The following is a 21,687-nucleotide window of genomic DNA, read 5'->3' on the forward strand; positions in this document are numbered from 1 at the left end:
GCCAGCCTGACAGAGACGTCAAAGGTCCGACCGCACGCAACGGTCAGTTCGACATCCCGAATCGCGGATCGATATACGCATCGATATTCTGCGACTGCTTGTACACGCCGTTGCGCACGTTGAACGCATTCGCGTTGCGCGTCGAGCCGTAGATCGAATCGAGACCGTCGCCCTTGCGGAACGCACGCTTCGCGGCGGCTTCGTCGAGCAGGTGCGTGCCTTTCAGCAGCGGGAGGTATTGCTCCGGCGTGAGCCCGACGCGCGCGGACATGATCCTGACCGCATCTGCCTGCGTCTTCGGGTCGTTGATGTACGCGACGCAGCGGTACCACACCTTGATCACCTTGGCCCAGTCGGCCCGGCGCGCGGCGAGGCTCGCGGGCGCGACCGTGATCGCATCGTAGATCAGCCCCGGCGCGTCGGCCGACGTGAAGATTGCGCGTGCGCCCGGTGCGCGCTTCAACGCCTCGTTTGCGTTCGGCTGCCATGCGGCGACGGCGGCGACATCGGTCGACGAGCCGAGCACCTGCGGCAGTTCGTTGGTCTTCGCATTGACCAGCGTCACGTCGCCATCCTTCAATCCGTGCTTTTGCAGCGCGGTTTCGAGCAACAGGTGATCGACGAGGCCGAGCTCGACGCCGACCTTCTTGCCCTTCAGCCCCTCGACGCTGCGCAGCGGCGGCTTCGCGATGATCATGTCGTTACCGGCGGAATAGTCGGTCAGCAGGATCATCACGTTCTTCGCGCCGGATGCGCCCGTCACGAGCGCATCGCCGTTGGTTGCCGCGACCGCGTCGAGCTTGCCCGCGGAAAACGCGTCGAGCGACGCCGAGTAATCGAACCATTCGAAATCGACGTCGACGCCGGCCTCCTTGAACCAGCCCTTGTCGAGCGCGACCTGGAACGCGACCCAGCCGGGCCAGTCGCTGTAGCCGATCTTCAGCGGCGCCGCCGCGTGAACGGCGGGCGCCGCGAGCAGCGCCGCAGCCGTGGCGGCGGCACCCAATGCACGACGGGCGGAACGGAAGGACAGCAGGCGGCGGAGTGCCGAGGCGGGACGGGTCATCGTGTTTCTCCAGGAGACCGGGATCGGGATCGTCGATACGGACCGTGCAGGAGCACGGTCCGGCTGCGTAGCCGGTTCCTGCGGATGCGGAACGAACGAAGCGGCCACGGAGAGGCGCGATGGCCGTTGCCATCGCCAGTCTCCCGGGCTTTTGTCCCGCCGTGTAGCGCGTGCGCGTCCGCTCTCGCGATCGGACGAACCCGTGCCGGGCTGCTCTCGGACCAGACGTTCGATGAACCGGAACCCTAGCATCCCTAAGATGCGACGCCGCCGCACCTCTCGGCGTCATGCCGAGCGAGAACCGTGCCAACGACGTGCGACGAGGGCGGCTCAGCGGCGGCGCGCGGCGCGTTGCAGTTCGATGAAGCGGGCGGAGAAGAGGGCTGTCAGCGCGCGCCGGAGCAGGTCGAGCTTGTTCATGAGCGGTCGGATGTCGAGTGTAGGTGCCGCCATCGATGCAATGCCCATGCCATTGCGGATCGTGCCGTGCATGTGCATGCGACACGCACTGCGCCGGTGCGGGATCGCGTTCGCCTGGTGCGAGGCACGCCCGCCGCGAGGGCACGGGGCCGCCGCCATGTCGTGCACGCGGCGCACGTGCGGGCCGCCGCACCGCGTTGTGCGGCCGTTTCGTCGTGGCTGGCACGCAACTCGCTTGATCGTTGCCCGAGAGGTGCGAAGCAATTTGCATCATCTTCAGGATCGCTAGGGTTCCGGTCATGCGGCGTTCGCGCCGCACGATGCCTGGTCCGAGAGCAATCCGGTCTTGCCTTCGCCTCGATACGAGGCAGCGGCGAGGCTCCACGGAGGGATAAAAGCCCGGGAGGTCGCGATGTCGTTCGGTCGCCCTCTCACGCCTTTTATCCAACCGACCACGGAGCCGCCATGTCGCCGAGCCCCCAAGCCGTCCTCGCCCCACTACCGCACGTCGCGTGGGAAACGCTGATTCCCGCCGGGACCCACTGGTCCGGCATCCTGCGCCGCGGCCTCGCGCTGCGCATCGTCGATGTCGAAGGCGGCGCGAACCTGTCCGCCGTATTTCATCGCCAGGAAGACCCGCTCGAACGCTACAACATGGCCGATACGCTGAAGGCGCAGCACACCGCGCATCTCACGCGCGGCCATGCGCTGTACACGGACATGGGGCGCGTGATCGCGTCGATCACGGCCGACACGCTCGGCTGGCACGACCCGCTCGGCGGCGTCGGCGATGCGCGCCTGTTCGCACACAAGTACGGCACGACGACGTACCAGGCCGATCGCAACGCGATGATCCGCAACGGTCGCGACAGCCTCGTGCTCGAGCTCGCGAAGTACGGGCTGTCGGCGCGCGACCTCGCCGCGAACGTCAATTTCTTCAGCAAGCTCGAGACGGGGGGCGACGGCACGCTCGATTTCGTCCCCGGCCATTCGACGGCCGGCAGTGCCGTCGACCTGCGCTTCGAGATGAACACGCTCGCGGCATTCTCGACCGCGCCGCATCCGCTCGATCCGCGTGCGGACTATGCGCCGAAGCCGGTGAAGCTGATCGCGTACCGCGCGTATCCGGCGGACGCCGCCGCACCCGAAGACGATCCGTGCCGGCGCGCGTGCGCCGAGAACATGCGCGGCTTCACCAACACCGACCGCCTGTTCGCGTAAGGAGCCGCACCATGCCGATCATCGAAAGCCGCCTCGACCCGCGCGACGCGATCCACGACATCACGCTGAACGCGGGCGAACCGTGGCTGCACGACCTGAAGCGCGGGCAGGTCTTCCGCATCCTCGCCCTCGAGGGCAACCAGGCCGTCGACACGCTGTTCTACCGGTCCGACGACCCCGAGGAGCGCTACAGCGCACAGGACACGATCCGCGCGCAGCGCAACCTGTACCTGAGCGCCGGCAGCGTGCTGCTGTCGAGCCGGGGCAACGCGATGGCGACGATCGTCGCCGATACGTGCGGGCGTCACGACACGCTCGGCGGCGCATGCGCGGCCGAGAGCAACACGGTGCGCTATGCGCTCGACAAGCGGCACATGCACAACTGCCGCGACAGCTTCCTCAATGCAATCGCGCACTGCACGTGCGGCACGGGCGCGCGGCTCACCAAGCGCGACCTCGTCGGCAACGTCAACTTCTTCATGAACGTACCCGTCACGCCGCTCGGCGGGCTGACGTTCGAGGACGGCATTTCCGCGCCCGGCAAGTACGTCGAGATGCGCGCGGAGATGGACATCACCGTGCTGATCTCGAACTGCCCGCAGCTGAACAACCCGTGCAACGGCTACAACCCGACGCCCGTGCGTCTCACCGTGTGGGAGGCCGAATGAGATTCGCCAAAGTCCTCGTTGCGAACCGCGGCGAAATCGCGTGCCGCGTGATCCGGACGCTGAAGCGGCTCGGCATCGCGTCGGTCGCGATCTACTCGGACGCCGACCGCGACGCGCGTCACGTGACGCTCGCCGACGAAGCCGTGCGGGTCGGCCCCGCGCCGGCGGCGGAGAGCTACCTGAACGTCGCGGCGATCCTCGCAGCTGCGCGCGAGACGGGCGCACAGGCCGTGCATCCCGGCTACGGCTTCCTGTCCGAGCATGCCGGTTTCGCCGATGCATGCGAAGCGGCGGGCGTGCGCTTCATCGGGCCGCGCGGCGACCAGATGCGCGCGTTCGGCCTCAAGCACACCGCGCGCGCGCTCGCGGCCGCACAGGGTGTCGCGCTGCTGCCGGGCACGGGCCTGCTCGACGACGTGGCGACGGCGCTCGCCGAAGCCGATGCGATCGGCTATCCGGTGATGCTGAAGAGTACGGCCGGCGGTGGCGGGATCGGCATGTCGTTGTGCCGTGACGCCGCGCAGCTCGAGGCGGCCTTCGAATCCGTCGTGCGGCTCGGCAACGCGAACTTCGCGCATGCGGGCGTGTATCTCGAGAAATTCGTCGAGCACGCGCGGCATATCGAAGTGCAGATCTTCGGCGATGGCCGCGGCGGCGCGATCGCGCTCGGCGAACGCGATTGCTCCGTGCAGCGCCGTAACCAGAAGGTGATCGAGGAGACACCCGCGCCGGACCTGACCGATGCCGAGCGCGACACGCTGCACGCGAGCGCGGTGCGGCTCGCCCGCGCGGTCGGCTACGCGTCGGCCGGCACGGTCGAGTTCGTGTTCGACGCGAACGCGCGCCGGTTCTATTTCCTGGAAGTGAACACGCGGTTGCAGGTCGAACATTGCGTGACCGAAGCAGTCACCGGCATCGATCTCGTGGAATGGATGATCCTGCAGGCCGAAGGCGACCTGCCGCCGCTCGACACGCTCGCCGTCGCGCCGCGCGGCGCGAGCATCCAGGTGCGGCTCTATGCGGAAGATCCGCACAAGCAGTTCCAGCCGAGTGCCGGCGTGCTCACGCATGTCGCCTTTCCGGACGACGTGCGCGTCGACGGCTGGATCGACGCGGGCACCGAGGTCAGCGCGCATTACGATCCGTTGCTCGCGAAGCTGATCGTGCGCGGCGATACGCGCCGCGACGCGCTGGCGGCACTGCAGGCCGCGCTGGCGCGGACCGAGCTGTACGGGATCGAAACCAACCTCGACTACCTGCGCGCGATTGCCGGCTCGGACACGTTCGCGCGCGGCGCGCCGACGACGGCGTTCCTGTCGCGCTTCGCATTCGCGCCGCACACGATCGACGTGCTCGACGGCGGCGTGCAGACCACCGTGCAGCAGGCGCCCGGGCGCGTCGGTTACTGGAGCGTCGGCGTGCCGCCGTCCGGTCCGATGGACGATCGCGCGTTCGATCTCGCCAACGCGCTGCTCGGCAACGCACGCGACGCGGCCGGGCTGGAATTCACGATGGTCGGCGCGACGCTGCGCTTCAACACCGCGACACTGTTCGTGCTCGGCGGTGCGCCGCTCGCGGCAACGCTCGACGGCGAGCCCGCGCCGTTCTGGCAGGTGCTGCGCGCTCGACCGGGCGCGGTACTGAAGCTCGGCGGCGTGACGAGCGCGGGCGTGCGCGCGTGCCTGGCCGTGAAAGGCGGGCTGCAGGTGCCCGACTATCTCGGCAGCAAGGCCACCTTCACGCTCGGCCAGTTCGGCGGTCACGCGGGGCGCGCGCTGCGCAAGGGCGACGTGCTGCATCTGCACGCGGACGCGGGGCGCGGCGACGCCGGCGCGACGCTGGCCGAAGACGACATTCCCGCCTTGACGCATGCATGGACGCTCGGTGTGCTGGACGGGCCGCACGGCGCGCCGGACTTCTTCACGCCGGACGACATCGCGATGCTCTACGGCACGCAGTGGACGGTCCACTACAACTCGAGCCGCACCGGCGTCCGGCTGCTCGGACCGAAACCGCAATGGGCACGCGCGGACGGCGGCGAGGCCGGCCTGCATCCGTCGAACATCCACGACAACGCGTATGCGATCGGCGCGGTCGATTTCACCGGCGACATGCCGGTGATCCTCGGCCCGGACGGCCCGAGCCTCGGCGGCTTCGTGTGCCCGGTGACGGTCGTGCGCGACGAGCTGTGGAAGCTCGGCCAGTTGCGCCCGGGCGATACGGTGCAGTTCGTGCGCGCGGCCGCGTCGGCCGGGAAGCCGGCTGCTGCGATCGCGCAACCGACGCGCGACGTCGCCACGGCTGCCTCCGCCGCGCCCGGCGAATGCGTGCTGCATCGCGATCCGTCGGCGGGCGGCGGCATCGGTGTCGTCTACCGGCGCTCGGGCGACCGCAACGTGCTGGTCGAATACGGGCCGCTCGTGCTCGACCTGAACCTGCGTTTTCGCGTGCATGCCCTCATGTGCTGGCTCGACGCGCACAGGTTGCCCGGCATGCTCGACCTGACACCGGGCATCCGCTCGCTTCAGGTGCAGTTCGATGCACGCGTGCTGCCGCTCGATGCACTGCTCGCGCATCTGCAGACTGCGGAGCGGGAACTCTCCGACGTGGCCGACATGCGCGTGCCGAACCGCATCGTGCACTTGCCGCTGTCGTGGGACGACCCGTCGACGCGCGTCGCGATCGAGCGCTACATGCAGTCGGTGCGGCCCGATGCGCCGTGGTGTCCGAGCAATATCGAGTTCATCCGGCGGATCAATGGGCTGGCGAGCATCGACGACGTGAAGCGCATCGTGTTCGACGCGCGTTATCTGGTGATGGGGCTCGGCGATGTTTACCTCGGTGCGCCGGTCGCAACGCCGATCGATCCGCGGCACCGGCTCGTGACGACCAAATACAACCCCGCGCGTACCTGGACACCCGAGAACGCGGTCGGCATCGGCGGCGCGTATCTGTGCGTGTACGGCATGGAAGGGCCCGGCGGCTACCAGTTCGTCGGCCGTACCGTCCAGATGTGGAACCGTCACCGCACCACGCGGGAGTTCGAAGCCGGCAAACCGTGGCTGCTGCGCTTCTTCGACGAGATCCGCTTCTACGAAGTCAGCGAGGCCGAGCTGGCTGCGCTGCGCGCGGATTTCATCGCGGGCCGCGCGTCGCTGAAGATCGAGGAATCCGTGTTCGACCTGGGCGCGTACAACCGCTTCCTGCGCGACGAGGCGGAGTCGATCGCGACGTTCAAGGCCGCGCAGCAAACCGCGTTCGAAGCCGAGCGCGAGCGGTGGCGGGCGGCCGGGCACGCGGAGTACGTCGGCGAAGCGGAGCAGGGCGACGCGCAGGCGGCGCGGGAAACGGCCGCGCTCGACGATACGCAGCGCGCGATTGCCGCGGACGTGTCGGGCAGCGTGTGGAAGGTGCTGGTCGAACCCGGCGAGCGCGTGACCGAAGGGCAGGTCGTCGCGATCGTCGAATCGATGAAGATGGAGGTGGCGGTGACGGCAATGGAAGACGGCACGATCGAGACAATCGATTGCGCGCCGGGCGCGGCGGTCGTGGCCGGCCAGCGGCTGATGGTGCAGAAGACCGGCGCCGCCGAGGAGGTGGCATGAGCACGACACAACGTTCGCCGCTGCCCGGGCCGGGCTCGATCGCCGCACTGCGCGCGTGCTACGAGGCGGGCACCCTGACGCCGCACACGCTCGTCGACGCGATCGCCGCGCATTTCGACGCGGGGGATCCGCATCATGCGTGGATCCGGCCGCTGACGCACGCCGAGATGACGACCTACGCCGACGCGCTGGCCGGACGCGACATCGCGTCGCTGCCGCTCTACGGCGTGCCGTTCGCGATCAAGGACAACATCGACCTCGCCGGCATTCCGACGACGGCGGCCTGTCCGGCCTATGCGTACACGCCGGATCGCAGCGCGCCCGTCGTCGAGCGATTGATCGCGGCCGGCGCGATTCCGGTCGGCAAGACCAATCTCGACCAGTTCGCGACCGGGCTGTCGGGGCAGCGCTCGCCGTACGGCGCGTGCCGCAATGCGCTCGATCCGCGCTATGCGTCGGGCGGATCGAGTTCCGGGTCGGCGGTGGCGGTCGCGCTCGGCGTCGCGGCGTTCTCGCTGGGGACCGACACGGCCGGTTCCGGGCGCGTGCCGGCAGCGTTTCACGGGCTCGTCGGACTCAAGCCGACCCGCGGCGTGCTGAGTACGCTCGGCGTCGTGCCGGCTTGCCGGTCGCTCGATTGCGTGTCGGTGTTCGCGCACTCGCCGGCCGACGCACGGTCGGTGTTCGCCGTCGCGCAGGGCGTGACGGAAGGCGATCCCTACGGGCGCGCATGGCAGCCGCTGCCGGATGTCGACCGGGGGCGTTCGCTCGGCCAGTGGGGTTTCGGCGTACCGCGTGCCGATCAGCTCGAATTCTTCGGCGACGAATCGTATCGCGCGGCCTGGGAAGCGGCGCTCGAACGCCTGCGGGCGACGGGCGCGCGGATCGTCGAGATCGATTTCAGCCCGTTCCTGGCCGCCGCGCGGCTGCTCTACGAGGGCCCGTGGGTTGCCGAGCGGCTTGCCGCACTCGGCGCATTCGCCGCGCGGGAGCCCGATGCGCTCCATCCGGTGATTCGCACGATCGTCGGCGGCGCGTCGCGCTTCAGCGCGGCCGACGCGTTCGCCGCATTCGACCGGCTCGCGACGCTGCGCGTCGAGGCGGGCCGCGCATGGGCCGGGCTCGACGCGATCGTGATGCCGACCTCGGCCACGACCGCGACCGTGGACGCGCTCGAAGCCGATCCGATCGGCATCAATTCGCGCTTCGGCTACTACACGAACTTCGTCAACCTGCTCGACCTGTCGGCGATCGCGGTGCCTGCCGGCGTCTGCAAGACCGGGGCGCACACGGGCTTGCCGTTCGGGATCACGTTCGTCGGCCGCGCGCACGACGATGCGCGGCTGCTCGATCTCGCCCAGGCGTGGGGCGACGGCGATCAGGCTGTCCGTGAGTCCGGAGGCGCTGCAACGGCGGATGCGGCGCCGACGGAATCCACCGGCGTCGTGCGCGTGGCCGTCGTCGGTGCGCATCTGCGAGGCGAGCCGTTGAACGGGCAGCTCACGCAGCGACGCGCGCGTTTCGTCGCGGCGACGACGACGGCGGCCACGTACCGTCTCTACGCGCTGTCCGGCGCGGCATCCGGCGGCAGCGTCGCCAAGCCGGGGCTCGTGCGCGTGCCGGACGGCGGTGCGCCGATCGCGGTCGAGATCTGGGAGATGCCGGTCGACGCGTACGGCAGCTTCGTCGCGGGCATTGCGGCGCCGCTCGGCATCGGCACGCTGACGCTCGCCGACGGCTCGCGCGTGCAGGGCTTCCTGTGCGAAAGCGCGGCGCTCGACGAGGCGACGGACATCACGCGCTTCGGCGGCTGGCGGGCTTACCGCGCCCACGCCGCGAGCAGCGCCTCGCAATGAACGTCCGGTCGCGCGATGCCACGGGCACCGCGCGACCGGCACCCGAAACGATACGGAGATCCCCATGTCAATGACCCGCAACACGACCGGATGGCTGGCCGTGCGCCGCGAACTGACGACGCGCGGCAAATGGACGCTCGGCCTGGCGTCCTTCCTGCTGCCGTTCGCCGTCTGGTGCCTGATCAGCTATGTGCCGTTCGTCTGGCATCCGCAGATGCGCATCACGAATCCGGGAAGCGTCGACTATTTCCAGACCGGCATGCAGATCGATCGCGACGTCTTCGACGACGAGCTCGCGCATGCACGGGAGATGCATGCGGCCGTGCCGGAGGGCGTGCGCGCGAATCCGGTCTACCTGCCCGCGCCGCACCAGGTGTTGCGCGCGTTCTACACCGCATTCACGACCCCGCCCGCATCCCGCGACGGCGTATGGCTGCACGAGAGCCTGTGGCACAGCATCCGGATCATTTTCTGGGGCTTCGTGATCTCGTCCGCGATCGGTGTGCCGCTCGGCATCGTCTGCGGCACCTTCAGCGCACTCGCGAGACTTCAGGAGCCGTTCCTGGAGTTCTTCCGCTACCTGCCCGCGCCGGCCTTCGGCGCGCTGATGGTCGCGATCCTGGGCATCTACGACGCACCGAAGATCGCGATCATCGTGATCGGGACGCTGTTCCAGCAGGTGCTGATCATCGCGAACACGACACGCAAGCTCGAATACGGGCTGTTCGAGGCCGCGATGACGCTCGGCACGAAGAAGCTCAAGCTGCTCACCCACGTCGTGATTCCCGGTGTGCTGCCGGACCTGTATCGCGACCAGCGGATCCTGCTCGGCTGGGCGTGGACTTACCTGATCGTTGCCGAACTCGTCGGCACCAGTTCGGGCATCACGTGGTACATCAGCCAGCAGGCGCGCTACCAGCATTTCGACAACGTGTATGCGGCGATCCTGATGATCGGGGTCATCGGCCTCGGGACCGACATCGTGCTCGGGGTGCTCGGCCGCAAGCTGTTTCCGTGGGACCGCACGCTGAAAGCGTGATGCCCCTCGATTCGCAACCGTCAACCGATTTCCGCAGAGGGCATCATGCAGAATCCGCAAGCCGTTCCCGAGTACCTGATGCAGTCCGACGCGGTGCGCGAGCGCTTCGCACGACTGAAAACCCGCGACGTGATACTCGACGTGCGCCACGTCGGCAAGCGATTCGCGACGCCGCAGGGCGAGTGCGTCGCGCTCGACGACATCAGCTTCCGTACGCACCGCCGCGAATTCGTGTGCGTGATCGGCCCGTCCGGTTGCGGCAAGTCGACGCTGATCCGCATCCTGGCGGGGCTCGAAGCGCAGACAAGCGGCGAAGTGCTGCTGGACGGCAAGCCTGTGCAGGGGCCGGGCGCCGATCGCGGGATGGTGTTCCAGGGCTACACGCTGTTTCCGTGGCTCACCGTGAAGAAGAACGTGATGTTCGGTCTCCGGATGAACGGGAGCAGCAGCGGCGAGGCCGAACGCGAAGCGCTGCAGTGGCTCGATCTCGTCGGGCTGACGCGCTTCGCCGACGTGTATCCGCACCAGTTGTCCGGCGGGATGAAGCAGCGCGTGGCGATCGCCCGTGCGCTGGCGAACCGCCCGCGCATCCTGCTGATGGACGAGCCGTTCGGTGCGCTCGACGCGCAGACGCGTGCGCGGATGCAGATGCATCTGCTCGACATCTGGCGCAATATCGACGTGACGATCCTGTTCATCACGCACGATCTCGACGAGGCGATTTTCCTGGCGGATCGCATTCTCGTCCTCAAGGCGAATCCGGGCGCGGTGCAGGAGTTGATCGAGGTGCCGGTGCCACGGCCGCGCGATTATTCGCAGGTCAATTCGCCGGCGTTCGTCGCGACGAAGGCGCGGCTCGAAGCGCTGATTCATCCGAAGGAGGCCGTGCCTGCCGATGACGACGACGGCGTGAAACCGCACATGATCCGGATGACGGACGTGTCGGACAACGTCGAGTAGACCGGGACGGGGAACGGCCGGGCGATCGGCACGGACGCGGTCGGGCGCGTGCCGGCGGCGACGTGTTCGGGCTCCGTCCACGTCGGTAGTCGTAGCCGACGGCACGGGTCTGGCGCGTCTGGTCTTGGCCGCCCGCGTCGCGGCCAAGACCCTGATCGAGCCGCATCTGGAGGAGTGCGGCACGCGTCTTTCCGCGCTCGGCCTCGAGCTGGTCATGGACGACAGCCTGGCCAACATCGTGGCGGACGGATGCGATGTCGGCATCCGGATCGGCGAGAGCCTCGCGCCGCACATGATTGCCGTCTCCATCACGCCGTCACTGGAGAGGGCGGTGGTCGGCACGCCGGCGTATTTCAGGGGCCATGGCGTACACGCGACGCCGGCCGATCAGCGGCGCCATTCATCCGTGCATCGGACGACTCGCGTTTCATCGGTCGCATGATCCGGATCGGGGGATGATGCGGATGAAATGGACGCCGCGCACGGTAGTGCATGCGCCCTGGAAGCGCTCTCGCCGGGGCAGCCGATCGGAAATGCGAGGTCCGGCGTCGGTGCAAACCGGGTTCCGGAATCCGGTCAGGTAATACGTCCTTTCACCGCGACCCGCTGGTTAAGCTACGGCAACAACAGCAAGTGCACGGTGCTGCCGGCCTGGCCGAGCTGAAAGTCGGTGACGACCCCGTCGACGCATGGCGGAGCGCTGGGCCGATCGGTCAGCGGGGCGGCGCAGCCGTACTCAGCCTCTCCGACAGCATCCGCTCGTACACGCCAAAGTGCAGATCGACCTCCTTTTGCGTGACCGGGGTGACCGTGATGTTGATCTGGTCGGGCAACAGGCCCAGCACAACCGCAACCGCGGCTTCAAGTTGCGGTGCACAAACCTTGTCCTCCGCCATCGTCGTGCCGACCAGCACGTCGTAGGTCTGTTCGTGCCGGCAGACAACCTCGACGCGTCGCGCCCGCGCGCTCATGTTGTTGTCGATCGCGAGCCTGACGACCTCGGTCACAGTGCGCATCGTCTCGGTCGGAAAGCCCTTCGTCGAGCGCAGCCGGATACGATGCCTGCCCAGCGTAAGCCAGTCCGTGTCGAATTCCATGGCGTCCTCCGCATGCAGTTCCAAGCCGCTGCGATGATAGGTTCCAGCACCGGAATTTCAAGTGCAAAAATCTGCCGACGCACCTTGAAATTTTTCGCAGAGTGCCTATCTTAGGTTTCGCTCAGGCAGACGCGCGGGCCTCCGGATCCCGCGCGCTGCGTGTTTCGATTTGTTTGCCGACAGTCTGGCAGGCGAACTGGAGCGCGTAGGCCCGTTCGCCTCCCGGCTGCATTCAAGGAGGATACGATCATGAGCGATCTTTACTTCGGAACCGACCTCTTCAGCGAGTTCGACCGCCTGCAGCAGCAGATGGCGCAACTCCTCGGCGGCTTCCCGTCCAGCATCCGCGCTGGCCGGCTTGGCGCGTTTCCTCAGATCAATATCGGTGCGACCGACGAGTCGATCGAGATCGTCGCCTTCGCCCCGGGCATCAACGCCGCCGAACTCGACGTATCGATCGACAAGGGCTTGCTGACCATCAGCGGCGAGCGCAAATCGACACAGCCCGACACTGGCAGCGAGACGCGTATGTATGCGCAGGAGCGCTTTGCCGGCGCCTTCAGGCGCGTCATCGAGCTGCCCGACACTGCCGATCCCGACAAGGTCCAGGCGCGCTACGAAAATGGCTGTCTGTCGATCAGTGTCGGCAGGCGCGAATCGTCCAAGCCGCGCGCCATCACTATCCAGTAATCCGAGGAGCCGATCATGAATGACACGACCCAACTGGCTGAACGCGGCCCGTCCACCGTGGCACGTCGCGACACGGAACAGCCCAAGCGCCGGATCACGCTCGTCCCGGCCGTCGACATATACGAGGACAGCCAGGTCGTCACGCTATGGGCGGATCTGCCCGGCGTGACGAGGGACAAGCTGGACGTCAAGGTTCACGACAACAGCCTCTCGATCGAGGCCGAGGCGGCGGTGCCGACGCCGGCAAATCTGCGGCTGCAGCATGCCGAGGTCCGCGAACCGCACTTCGCCCGGACGTTCACGCTGTCACCGGACTTCGATACGTCACGGATAGAGGCGAGCCTTCACGACGGGGTGCTGAAGCTGACAATCCCGCGCCGCGACGAGGCGCGCCCACGGCGCGTTGAAGTCAGGACCAGCTGATCCTTCGGCAACGGCACGTCGGCAACCAGGGCGGCAGCGATCGCGCTGCCGCCTGCGCGGACCAGGAGCAGCGGGGGGCGGGTGTCTGAGGTTACGCAGGAGCCCTGGAAAGGACACGCGATCGATCTCCGCGCCATTCCCGTGCGACGGATCGTGACCCGCCTGTCCGCACTGGAGGGCTACATCGCTATCGTCCGGATAGTCCGAATCGAACGGAACGATGAGGTGTCGGACGACCGGCATCCGCCGCGTTTCAGCGAACGCTGGACAAGCGCGACCGAAGCGCGGCGCGATGCGGTCGAGTACGCGGTGAAATCAGATTGAAGCTGAATCGGAGGACGCCATGAATACCGATTTGAAAAAGTGGAACCCCTTCAAGTTCCTTCGCGGAACTGCCTGCAAATCCGATGCGGAAGGCGCGGAAAGCACGCCGACAGGCGAACAGTGGCGGGCTTCGTGGCCTGACATCCCGCGATTGTTCTCACGCGACCCGTGGCGTGCAATGGAGGCGTTCTTTCACGACCCGTTTGCAGGCGGTGGCGCGCTCGAACGCTGGTTTGGCGACTTCAGCTCGTCGCGCTTCCAGCCGCGCATCGACGTCGTCGATGAGGGGCAGGTGCTGCGCGTGACCGCCGAACTGCCCGGAATGGAGCGCGAAGATCTGAAGTTGAGCGTCGAGGATGGAGCAATCGTGCTGCGTGGAGAGAAAAAGCAGGATGTGCGCAGCGAGGAAAACGGCTGCTACCGGCTGGAGCGCGCCCATGGAAGCTTCATGCGCACGATCCCGATGCCGGAAAACGCTGATCCCGACCACACCCTGGCAAAGTTTGATAACGGTGTACTCACGTTGACCGTGCCGAAATCGGAACCGGTGCAGTCCGCCAGTCGCACGATCGATATCGGCTAGGGCAAGCACGCCAAGATCCCGCATCGCCGGGCTCGCTTCGGGTGCAACACGCTGCAGGAGGTGTCATATGCAAACGGACAACGTCATGGAGTATCACGGCTGCGAGGTCCGGCCGGTGGTAACCGCCACCGGAAACAGCCGCTACGCGGCGGCGGCCATTGTCACCGACCGGGCTGGCGAGACACGCACGCTCGGCGTCGATGGCGATTTCGCCAACGCCCAGGAGGCACGCGATGAAGCGCTGGAGCTTGCCGTCGCATGGATCCAGCAACGCTCGGTCGTTTCAGAGCGGTATGTCCGGCGGATCTAGCGTGCCGGTCGAAAGCCGAGGGCCGGGTGCGAAGCAGGCACCTGCGGAATTGATGGGCGATTCGCTCCCGGTTCCGGTGGCTACGGCCGGTTAGCGACCGTGAATACAAGCGACGGGAAAGGGTAGGGTCAATACCGGGCCGATAACAAGAGATGTCATGACGTCACGGCTTATGATGGGGAATTGCGCTTACCTTGCTCATGCCCCTGACAGGGCGCCTCAATGGATTGCGGGAGCAAAGAGCCGCGATCGTTTTTTTGATCAAACAATGAGTCGAGTCGACGATTGAGCACAAAGCCGCTAACCCTGGAAAACGGGAAATACTGGGCGACGTGTCGCGAGCGAACGGTTTTCGCTGCCACGGCAAATGGATATGGTGACGTCTTTCCCGGTGCAGAGGTGATCGTCAAGGACGGATGGGCTACCTTTACCCGTGACGGCGTCGAAGTGTGGAACTGCAGTGCACGCTATGCAGCCGCACACTTCGACGTTCAGACTGCTTAGGAAAATCCGCACATGAGCCAGCTTGTTCAGATTGCGCCCGGCGTTGTGTTCTCATCTGATGTGCTTGGCGTCGATTGGGCGCGGAAATATCGACAGGACGACGGCGATGCTCAGTCCACGAACCGGCAGGACCTGACGGTAAAGGAAAGCGATCAGGCAGGTCGCACAAGCATGCCGGCTCAGTTGTCGTTGTTGTAGAGAACCGCCGATCACGGGCACCTTGCGCCTGTCGCGCCTTCGCGTTGCCGCCGACGTTCGCTCCCGAGTCGATGCCCGACGCAGGCACCGGTTTCTTCCGCGAGTGAGTGCCGGGCCTGACCAAACGTCAACGGGTAGCGCGCACGCGAGCGCGAGGTCGTGCTTCCGTTCCCACCGCCTCTTACGCGTCTTTCAGCCAGGGCATTTCCACGGGTGACACGACCAGTTGCCGGAATTCGCGTTTCAGATCGAAGATGAACCCGACCAGGATCATGGATTCGGCGTAAGGAATCGGAAAGACGTGCGGATTTTCCGGAGTCCGCAGGGGGCGCTCGGGCGTGTCGGCGGTCGCCGCGGCGTTCTCGCGAACGCTTTCCAGTTCTTCAGCCATGGCCGGGTCACCGACTTTCAACACACGGTTGCGCAGGTCGCTGAAGGGCTCGATGCGCGCAGCGTCTTCGTGGTATTCGGGTACTTCGTAAACGAACCAGGACATTTTCGTCTCCCATGAGAAGGGGCGCTATTCTAACGCTGCCCGAGGATCCACCGAAAATCGGCCATGTCGTGCGATGGCGGTGGGCGCTGCGAGGAAGTGGGCCTTCGAGGTGTGATCACCAATGCGTCTCCCTGATTCACCCGAAAACCGTCGCGACCATGAACCGATACATCGAATGGCGCTGGAAGCGCAGCAAAGTAACGACGCCCGACCGGAGCAAGTGGCGGGGACTATGCCTGCCGTGCCGCTCATCTTGACGCACAAGCGTACACGCCACGAGTTGAACGTGAAGCGTCCCGTCAACGACGACGGCGAAACGTTCAAACATCTCGCGGTGGACAGCCTTCAGCACGATGTAACCGGACTGTACCGCGCCGCTGATTTCGGTCGAGGGATTTCAAGCCACCCAAGATGCCGGACCTTCGCGAATCGCCTTATTGCACAGCGTCACTCAATCGAAACGGTGCAGTCACTTCTCGGCCACATCCGTCTTGATCATTTCGCTCCATATCTCAAGATCTCGAAGAAGGCGAGGCGCAAGGCGATGGCCGATCTCGACGGATTTTTCGCTGATGCTTGATTGTCATCCCCGTTGGGGATATAAGTCCGGAAGTGACTTTGACCGTTGAATTGACGCATGACTACGAAGGAAGATCTCGCAGCACTTCCCCAGCAGGAACTGCTGCGCGTAGCGATGGATCGACTGGGTATGACGCGAGCGGAGTTTGCCGCGCGCTTGAGCATTGCCGTGCGGACGCTGGACAAGTGGCTTCTGCCGGCAGACTCGCCAGACTCGCGCACCATGCCCGATATGGGCCGATCATACGTGCTGGAAATCCTGCAGTGGCAGCAAATGCGGAAACCCGCTTGATTGTCCCCATTGGGGATATATACTGACGAATAGTGAACCTCGCCTTGAGAAGCAAATGCCGAATCAAACTTCCGCGCTGCTGAACACGATCGACGCCGACAAGGCGACACTCGACGCCGCGCGTCCGCTGCCACAGCACACCGTTGCCTCGCTGCGCGAAAAGTTGTTGCTCGAGTGGACGTATCACTCGAACGCGATCGAGGGCAACACGCTGACGCTGCGAGAAACCAAGGTGGTGCTCGAAGGCATCACGGTCGGCGGAAAATCCCTTCGCGAGCACTTCGAGGCGACAAACCATCGTGACGCGATCGTCTATGTCGAGGACATCGTGGCGAAAGCGGAGGCACTGTCGGAATGGCAGATTCGCAACATCCATAGTCTCGTGTTGAAGGGCATCGATGCTGAAGAAGCGGGCCGGTATCGCCGCGAAAACGTGGTGATCGCGGGTGCGAGTACAACCCCGCCGGATTTCATGCATCTGCCTGCTGAAATGGCCGCGCTGATCGACTGGTATGAGGCGGCCGGAGACAGGCATCCGGTCGAGCGGGCGGCGGAACTGCACACGCGATTCGTGAAGATCCATCCGTTCATTGATGGCAACGGGCGGACGGGGCGGCTGCTGCTCAACTTCGAGTTGATGAAGGCGGGCTATCCGCCCGCGATCATCCGCAAAGAGGATCGGCTTGCCTACTACGACGCGCTCGACAAAGCATGTGTTAGTGGCGATTACGGCGACATTACGCGACTGGTTGCCGAATCTGCACAACGCTCGCTTGACACATATCTCGACGTGCTCGGGCTGCGTCATACACCCGCACCGGATACGGCTCCGCCGTCGCCGGGTTTTCGGCCGTAATCAAATATGAACTGGTTTCAGAAGAATTTATAAGGAACGAACCCGTTATTGAGCGTTTGGACGCGCAGACGATCTGCATTTCGAGTCCTTCGTCTCGGTATCGGAAGGGGCGTTCAACGACATTCTGGATCAGATATCGCCCTCATACAGCAGGTCCTGAGCGGATCACGTTCTCGCGGGCGACGACACGTGCAATACGCACGCGCAGATCGAGCACATCGAAATGTCTGGGGCAGAATTCACCCGGTCTCGCCGGGCAAGCGCCGCGCGGCGACACGCGCGTCACGGGATCACGATCGACCGCGATGGGCGCCGGCCGGAAACGTGCCGCCGCCCCATCGAGGTCGCGCGGGGATATCAGGGAGCCTTGATTTTGCTGCGTTTTATCGGCGTAGATCGAACCAGATCCGCCAAGGCTTACCACGCGGCACCTGAAACAATACTCAGCGGTATCAGTCGCTTGCTGAATGGCCCTTCCGCACTTCTGATACCTGCCCTGAATGAATGTGCCGCCTGATTGGAATAGTGGGTGGCCCTCGGAATAGGGCGCTATTGAAACAAAAGTCCGCGCCGCCGATAACTGTCAACATTGACAGGGATTGCTTCAATTCGAGTTCTTGCCGGCTCGACGACAGCACCACCTGATTGAAGACAGGCAGATGATTCCTCAAGCGTGGCGCCATTTCGCCAACGTGGGCAGCTCGCGTTCGGTGGCCGTATCGTCGAGACGGGTCCAGCTGTAAAACGTGCCGTCCCATCCCGGAACGGGCAGGGGCGCCGCGCATTTGACGTCGGCGAGGCCGGGCCGATAGGCCTGCGATGGCCAGAACAGCGGCATGATGCTGCGCGCCTCCATGCCTTGGCGCAATTCGGCCGGACCGTTCGCGTCGGCCACGATATCGCAGTGAAACGACCAATCCTCTTCGTTCCAGGCGAGAAATACACTCGGCGCGCCCGCGGCGTCGAACATCAGCACCGCGTCCTGATTGGGGCGCCAGTAGTATTCGACGATGCCTTCCCGCGCGGCCACCTCGTCGATCAGTTTGACGATCCTCGGATCCCGGTAGGTCGACCCTGCTTCATGCAGGCTGATGTGCCCGCGAGCCGCGCAGTGCTTGCGTTTCGCGTTGTCCAGCACGGTTGCCAGCTTGCGTGGCATCTCGACGTCGGTTTTCTTCAGAAAGCAATCGATCAGTCCCGCGTTGAACGCGTCCACCGCCTCGCGCTCGTCGGCAACGCCGGTGAGCAGGATTTTCATGCAGTTTGCGTTGCGGATGGAGGAAAGAAGCTGGATGCCGTCGACCTCCGGCATCGAAAAGTCCACGACCACCGCGCCCACCGCCTCGAATCGGGCGGGATCGGTGAGCGCATCCTCGCCGATGGCATTGCCGCCTTTTTTCTCCGCACCGAAATAGTCCGCGGCCGTTGGCGGCATCTCCACGTCACGCGACGACACGAAGTCGAGCGCCACCCGGGGTTGCGTAAAAAAGCGGTTCAGGTGTTCGTCCGGAAATGCGCCCCGCAGTGCCTGCAGGAAATCCGGATTGTCGTCGACAAACACCACGGACACGGGATAGAGCACCGGCTGCCTGACGAAGGTTTGCATACGAGTGTCGATAAATCAGCAGAAAAAGATTCGATAACGGAGACGCGTTTCCAAAAATGACGGCCGCGTTGCATGACCGCGCCAATTATCGGGCGAAAGTGGGATTTACATCAACCATTTGTCAACCACTAATTTGGCATGTATTGACCGAAGCGCTCAACAGAATTGCACGGCGAGAATCTGGCCATTCCTTCTCGTTGAAGGAATGCGCCGCTACCGCCAGTAGCGATTCAAGGAGTTATCCATGTTGACGCAAGACGCGATTCTTCACGTCCTTTCCAACGAAACGGCACATCAGTCCGAAAAAACCTTCCACCACGTGGTCGACATTTACCTCAAGGATTCCAATGCCTTCATGAATACCTATTTCGCACGCTACTTCGAATGGCAGGGCGTGTGCCGTGAACGCTGGTTTCACGAATGCATCCACAACAACCTGCTGGCGGCCGGCGGGTCGTTCGTGACGAAGCGCGCGCATCAGGAATACGTCCAGGAGACGTTTCCGTTCCAGCGGGTCGACTGCTTCCTCAATACGTTCGAGGTCCGGCAGTGTTCGGCGTATCTGCTGTTTCGCTTCTACGTCGACGGGCGACAGGTGTCGCTGGGGTACCAGCAGATCGTGTTTGCCGGTCCAGACAAGCGGATCAGCCGGTTTCCGGCGGGCATCATCGAGCGCGTCAAGGCGTATGAACTGATCCTGCCGTCCGCCGCGAACTGAAGGTGAGACTGCCTTACCCGATGCGATAGTGCCGGGTGGGCGCCGGCGGATCGCGCAATGCCTGGTCCGCCGGCGAACCGGGCTCCGGCAGCCGAATCGTGAACGTGGTCCGCACGCCGGGGATGGATTCACACGCGATGGCGCCGCCGAGCGCTTCGCATGCGCGACGACAGAAGCTCAAGCCCATGCCGGCGCCGCACCCGTGCGACTTGGTCGAGAAGAACGCGTCGAAGATTTGAGGGAGCACCTCGGGAGCGATGCCCGGGCCCGTGTCGCTGAAACGCACCACGCAGTAACCGTTGCTGCGATGCGCGTCGATCTCGATCTGCCCACGGCCGCTTGCGTCGATCGCATACAGGGCGTTTTTCAGCAGGTTGAAGATGACGAAGATCACGAGCGAGTCGGTTCCGGAGAACCGGAGGTCCGGATCGATCGCGCCGACCGACACGCGGTCGCGTTCCCCCGGACGGAAGGGAAAGCGATCCACCGCGGCGTCGACACAGGCCCGTATCGGATAGGCCGCGAAGCCGTGGCGATCGAGGCGGTCCAGCGTAAAGGACGCCAGCGACATTTCGACCACGGTGCTCGTGGTGTCGACCTGACGCCGGATCGACGATGCGAGCGTCGGCAGCCGGTCGAGCTGCCCCGGATACAAGCTGTCGGCGCACAACCGGTGCTCCACCGCCAGCCGATACCCGCGCAGCAGCGCCGGCAGCACGTTGCGCAGCTCGTCCGCATGCAGGCCGATCGCCGCCAGCGGCGTGGCCACTTCGTGCGCGACCGTCGCGGCCAGGAGATAGGGGCCCATCAGGCCATAACGGACGATCGACGTCGCGAGAATCCCGAGACTCATCGCAATGAACAATACCCCCACCGGATAGAACTCGACGCCGTAGTTCACCGCGTAGTCGGTGGCCGCGAGCGAGTAGAGGCCGAGGCTGACGAGACATTGCGTGAGCAGTTGCCGGACATCCCGCGCGCGCGTCTGTCGTCGTGCCTCGATCAGGAGCCAGCCGCTGCGGCCGACCAGGAGGACGGTCTGCACGACGTGCAGCGGATGCAGTGGGCCCGCCTTGGGATACGGGCCGAAGAAATGCAGGCGGAATCCATCGACGACCCCATTGCCCGTGACCAGCAGTACGGCCAGCAGCACGCAGAGGCCGTAGGAGGCGAACATGAACGGCCGCTCGTCACGACGCGACACGATCTCCGTCACGAAATGATAGAAGGTCGTCGGCAGGAACAGGATGAACAGATAACCTGCCTTGACCAGCAAGTTGGCGACGTCCGCGTCGGTCGTCTGGAACAGGAAGGCCCATGTTCCCTGCCAGACGAAGGTCGCCGCGCACATCAAGGCGAACGGGACGGATACCCGCGTGAGGCCCTTGGTGGCCAGCACGTAGAGGCCGAACCCGAGAAACAGCGCAGAGACGAACGCGGGCAAGATCGAGTACATGATGCGTGAATCCACAATGTTCACTGGTCGCGCACCACTGTACTGTCCTGGCCGGTGCCGGTTGCGAGAGTAGCACGCAGCGGCAGGCGAGCGAGCGCGGGCGGGTTTGTCCACGAGGGTTTCGCGCATCTCGATTGCGGATCGTGCGCGTGGCGGATCCTGAATAGGATAATCGATCGCCGTCGTGATCAGGAACTGGCCATGGGCTAAAACTTTGCCGCACGCGAACCGTGCATTCACGATTGCATTCGTTATTGCGATCGCGCGAACTATCGCCGTGACAAATGCCGGGAACCGCGCAGTAACAAACGCTGCGGCCGATCGGGTGAAGCGGGAATTCGAACAATGCAACAATTTGCCGCAGCCAACTGCTCGATCAGCGGATGAACTGTTCTCGATTTTCAAGCGATTTTTAGAAGCGATCGCGCCGATCGAACACGAAATCCAGAATAATCGACCGAACCGTTACATCTTTCCGGGAACCCGCGTTCCCTGTCATGGAAAAATGACGTCAGCCGGATAGCAGATGCATGCTTGCGGCGGGCTACGCATTAACACCGAGTTTTGCGAATATTTCTCGATGCTCGAAAATCGCACGGATTATCGAATCAAATTCGATGCCCATGGCCGCGGCACGGCCATCATGGAATCAGCATGACTTTTTTGCGGTCCGCGACGTCCTGGATGACCTTAAACCTGTCCAGCTCGCGCATCGTCATC

At 64.8% G+C, this 21,687-nt stretch carries 22 protein-coding genes and 2 riboswitches; of the genes, 17 read left to right on the top strand and 5 right to left on the bottom strand.

All coding sequences use genetic code 11. The features are described 5' to 3' along the window. Positions 1–43: 43 nt before the first annotated feature. The gene (locus ABY44_RS20520; protein WP_060084667.1) at positions 44–1,066 is read right to left on the bottom strand and encodes an ABC transporter substrate-binding protein; all 1,023 of its coding nucleotides are present in this window, start codon (positions 1,064–1,066) and stop codon (positions 44–46) included. A gap of 138 nt (positions 1,067–1,204) precedes the next feature. Then, positions 1,205–1,326: riboswitch (guanidine-I (ykkC/yxkD leader) on the bottom strand. Between the two features lie 434 nt (positions 1,327–1,760). Continuing rightward, a riboswitch (guanidine-I (ykkC/yxkD leader) is annotated at positions 1,761–1,894 on the top strand. A gap of 57 nt (positions 1,895–1,951) precedes the next feature. Between ABY44_RS20520 and ABY44_RS20525 the strand changes: the two genes are divergently transcribed. The 7 genes from ABY44_RS20525 (at position 1,952) to ABY44_RS20555 (ending at position 11,277) form a co-directional block, all read left to right on the top strand. Further along, positions 1,952–2,707, top strand: a complete 756-nt coding sequence (locus ABY44_RS20525) for an urea amidolyase associated protein UAAP1 (protein ID WP_060174377.1) — start codon at positions 1,952–1,954, stop codon at positions 2,705–2,707. Positions 2,708–2,718: 11 nt separating this feature from the next. Next, the gene (locus tag ABY44_RS20530; RefSeq protein ID WP_431641703.1) at positions 2,719–3,375 is read left to right on the top strand and encodes an urea amidolyase associated protein UAAP2; all 657 of its coding nucleotides are present in this window, start codon (positions 2,719–2,721) and stop codon (positions 3,373–3,375) included. Next, positions 3,372–6,980, top strand: coding sequence for an urea carboxylase (uca, locus tag ABY44_RS20535; protein WP_060174376.1), 3,609 nt, complete (start codon positions 3,372–3,374; stop codon positions 6,978–6,980). Before ABY44_RS20530 ends, uca begins: the two co-directional genes overlap by 4 nt. After that, on the top strand, positions 6,977–8,836 hold the full coding sequence (gene atzF, locus ABY44_RS20540; RefSeq protein WP_060174375.1) for an allophanate hydrolase: 1,860 nt from the start codon (positions 6,977–6,979) through the stop codon (positions 8,834–8,836). The genes uca and atzF overlap by 4 nt, the downstream gene beginning before the upstream one ends. Before the next feature lie 64 nt (positions 8,837–8,900). Beyond that, positions 8,901–9,875 carry an ABC transporter permease gene (locus ABY44_RS20545; RefSeq protein ID WP_027792689.1) on the top strand — a complete coding sequence of 325 codons (975 nt, stop codon included), beginning with the start codon at positions 8,901–8,903 and terminating at the stop codon, positions 9,873–9,875. Between the two features lie 45 nt (positions 9,876–9,920). After that, positions 9,921–10,835 (top strand): ABC transporter ATP-binding protein, encoded by a 915-nt coding sequence (locus tag ABY44_RS20550; protein ID WP_060174374.1) that lies wholly within the window; start codon positions 9,921–9,923, stop codon positions 10,833–10,835. A 124-nt stretch (positions 10,836–10,959) separates the two neighbouring features. Further along, a complete protein-coding gene (locus ABY44_RS20555) occupies positions 10,960–11,277 on the top strand; it encodes a hypothetical protein (RefSeq protein WP_060174373.1) in 318 nt (105 codons plus the stop codon). Positions 11,278–11,548: 271 nt separating this feature from the next. Here the strand turns inward: ABY44_RS20555 and ABY44_RS20560 are convergent, their stop codons facing one another. Next, positions 11,549–11,932: a hypothetical protein gene (locus ABY44_RS20560; RefSeq protein ID WP_431641708.1), complete on the bottom strand. Its 384-nt coding sequence runs from the start codon at positions 11,930–11,932 to the stop codon at positions 11,549–11,551. A gap of 249 nt (positions 11,933–12,181) precedes the next feature. On the opposite strand from ABY44_RS20560, the gene ABY44_RS20565 reads away from it, so the two are divergent. The 6 genes from ABY44_RS20565 to ABY44_RS20590 all read left to right on the top strand — a co-directional run bounded on the left by ABY44_RS20565 (position 12,182) and on the right by ABY44_RS20590 (position 14,964). After that, a complete protein-coding gene (locus ABY44_RS20565; RefSeq protein WP_060174372.1) occupies positions 12,182–12,622 on the top strand; it encodes an Hsp20/alpha crystallin family protein in 441 nt (146 codons plus the stop codon). Positions 12,623–12,637: 15 nt separating this feature from the next. Then, positions 12,638–13,045, top strand: coding sequence for an Hsp20/alpha crystallin family protein (locus tag ABY44_RS20570; RefSeq protein ID WP_027792686.1), 408 nt, complete (start codon positions 12,638–12,640; stop codon positions 13,043–13,045). Positions 13,046–13,198: 153 nt separating this feature from the next. After that, entirely contained in the window at positions 13,199–13,369 is a 171-nt protein-coding gene (locus ABY44_RS20575) for a hypothetical protein (protein WP_230948777.1), read from the top strand. Positions 13,370–13,388: 19 nt separating this feature from the next. Beyond that, positions 13,389–13,952, top strand: a complete 564-nt coding sequence (locus ABY44_RS20580; protein ID WP_060174370.1) for an Hsp20/alpha crystallin family protein — start codon at positions 13,389–13,391, stop codon at positions 13,950–13,952. Positions 13,953–14,019: 67 nt separating this feature from the next. After that, a complete protein-coding gene (locus ABY44_RS20585) occupies positions 14,020–14,262 on the top strand; it encodes a hypothetical protein (RefSeq protein WP_027792683.1) in 243 nt (80 codons plus the stop codon). Between the two features lie 516 nt (positions 14,263–14,778). Then, positions 14,779–14,964: a hypothetical protein gene (locus ABY44_RS20590; RefSeq protein WP_060084676.1), complete on the top strand. Its 186-nt coding sequence runs from the start codon at positions 14,779–14,781 to the stop codon at positions 14,962–14,964. 181 nt (positions 14,965–15,145) lie between these two features. Here the strand turns inward: ABY44_RS20590 and ABY44_RS20595 are convergent, their stop codons facing one another. Continuing rightward, on the bottom strand, positions 15,146–15,460 hold the full coding sequence (locus ABY44_RS20595; protein ID WP_027792681.1) for a hypothetical protein: 315 nt from the start codon (positions 15,458–15,460) through the stop codon (positions 15,146–15,148). A gap of 175 nt (positions 15,461–15,635) precedes the next feature. On the opposite strand from ABY44_RS20595, the gene ABY44_RS20600 reads away from it, so the two are divergent. From ABY44_RS20600 to ABY44_RS20610, 3 genes are read left to right on the top strand one after another with little or no spacing between them, the layout of a single operon-like run. Beyond that, positions 15,636–16,040 (top strand): hypothetical protein, encoded by a 405-nt coding sequence (locus ABY44_RS20600; RefSeq protein ID WP_060174369.1) that lies wholly within the window; start codon positions 15,636–15,638, stop codon positions 16,038–16,040. A gap of 57 nt (positions 16,041–16,097) precedes the next feature. Beyond that, positions 16,098–16,331: a hypothetical protein gene (locus ABY44_RS20605; protein WP_027792680.1), complete on the top strand. Its 234-nt coding sequence runs from the start codon at positions 16,098–16,100 to the stop codon at positions 16,329–16,331. 55 nt (positions 16,332–16,386) lie between these two features. Then, the gene (locus ABY44_RS20610) at positions 16,387–17,187 is read left to right on the top strand and encodes a Fic family protein (RefSeq protein ID WP_059699319.1); all 801 of its coding nucleotides are present in this window, start codon (positions 16,387–16,389) and stop codon (positions 17,185–17,187) included. 667 nt (positions 17,188–17,854) lie between these two features. On the opposite strand, the gene ABY44_RS20615 is transcribed toward ABY44_RS20610, so the two are convergent. Next, positions 17,855–18,793: a response regulator gene (locus ABY44_RS20615; protein ID WP_060084679.1), complete on the bottom strand. Its 939-nt coding sequence runs from the start codon at positions 18,791–18,793 to the stop codon at positions 17,855–17,857. A gap of 244 nt (positions 18,794–19,037) precedes the next feature. Between ABY44_RS20615 and ABY44_RS20620 the strand changes: the two genes are divergently transcribed. Further along, the gene (locus ABY44_RS20620) at positions 19,038–19,511 is read left to right on the top strand and encodes an acyl-CoA thioesterase (protein WP_021158078.1); all 474 of its coding nucleotides are present in this window, start codon (positions 19,038–19,040) and stop codon (positions 19,509–19,511) included. Positions 19,512–19,524: 13 nt separating this feature from the next. Here ABY44_RS20620 and ABY44_RS20625 read toward each other — a convergent pair whose 3' ends face one another. After that, on the bottom strand, positions 19,525–20,967 hold the full coding sequence (locus ABY44_RS20625; RefSeq protein WP_060174368.1) for a sensor histidine kinase: 1,443 nt from the start codon (positions 20,965–20,967) through the stop codon (positions 19,525–19,527). Between the last annotated feature and the right edge of the window lie 720 nt (positions 20,968–21,687).

This window comes from Burkholderia sp. ZZQ-2 (assembly GCF_050768715.1).
Lineage (GTDB): Bacteria > Pseudomonadota > Gammaproteobacteria > Burkholderiales > Burkholderiaceae > Burkholderia > Burkholderia cepacia.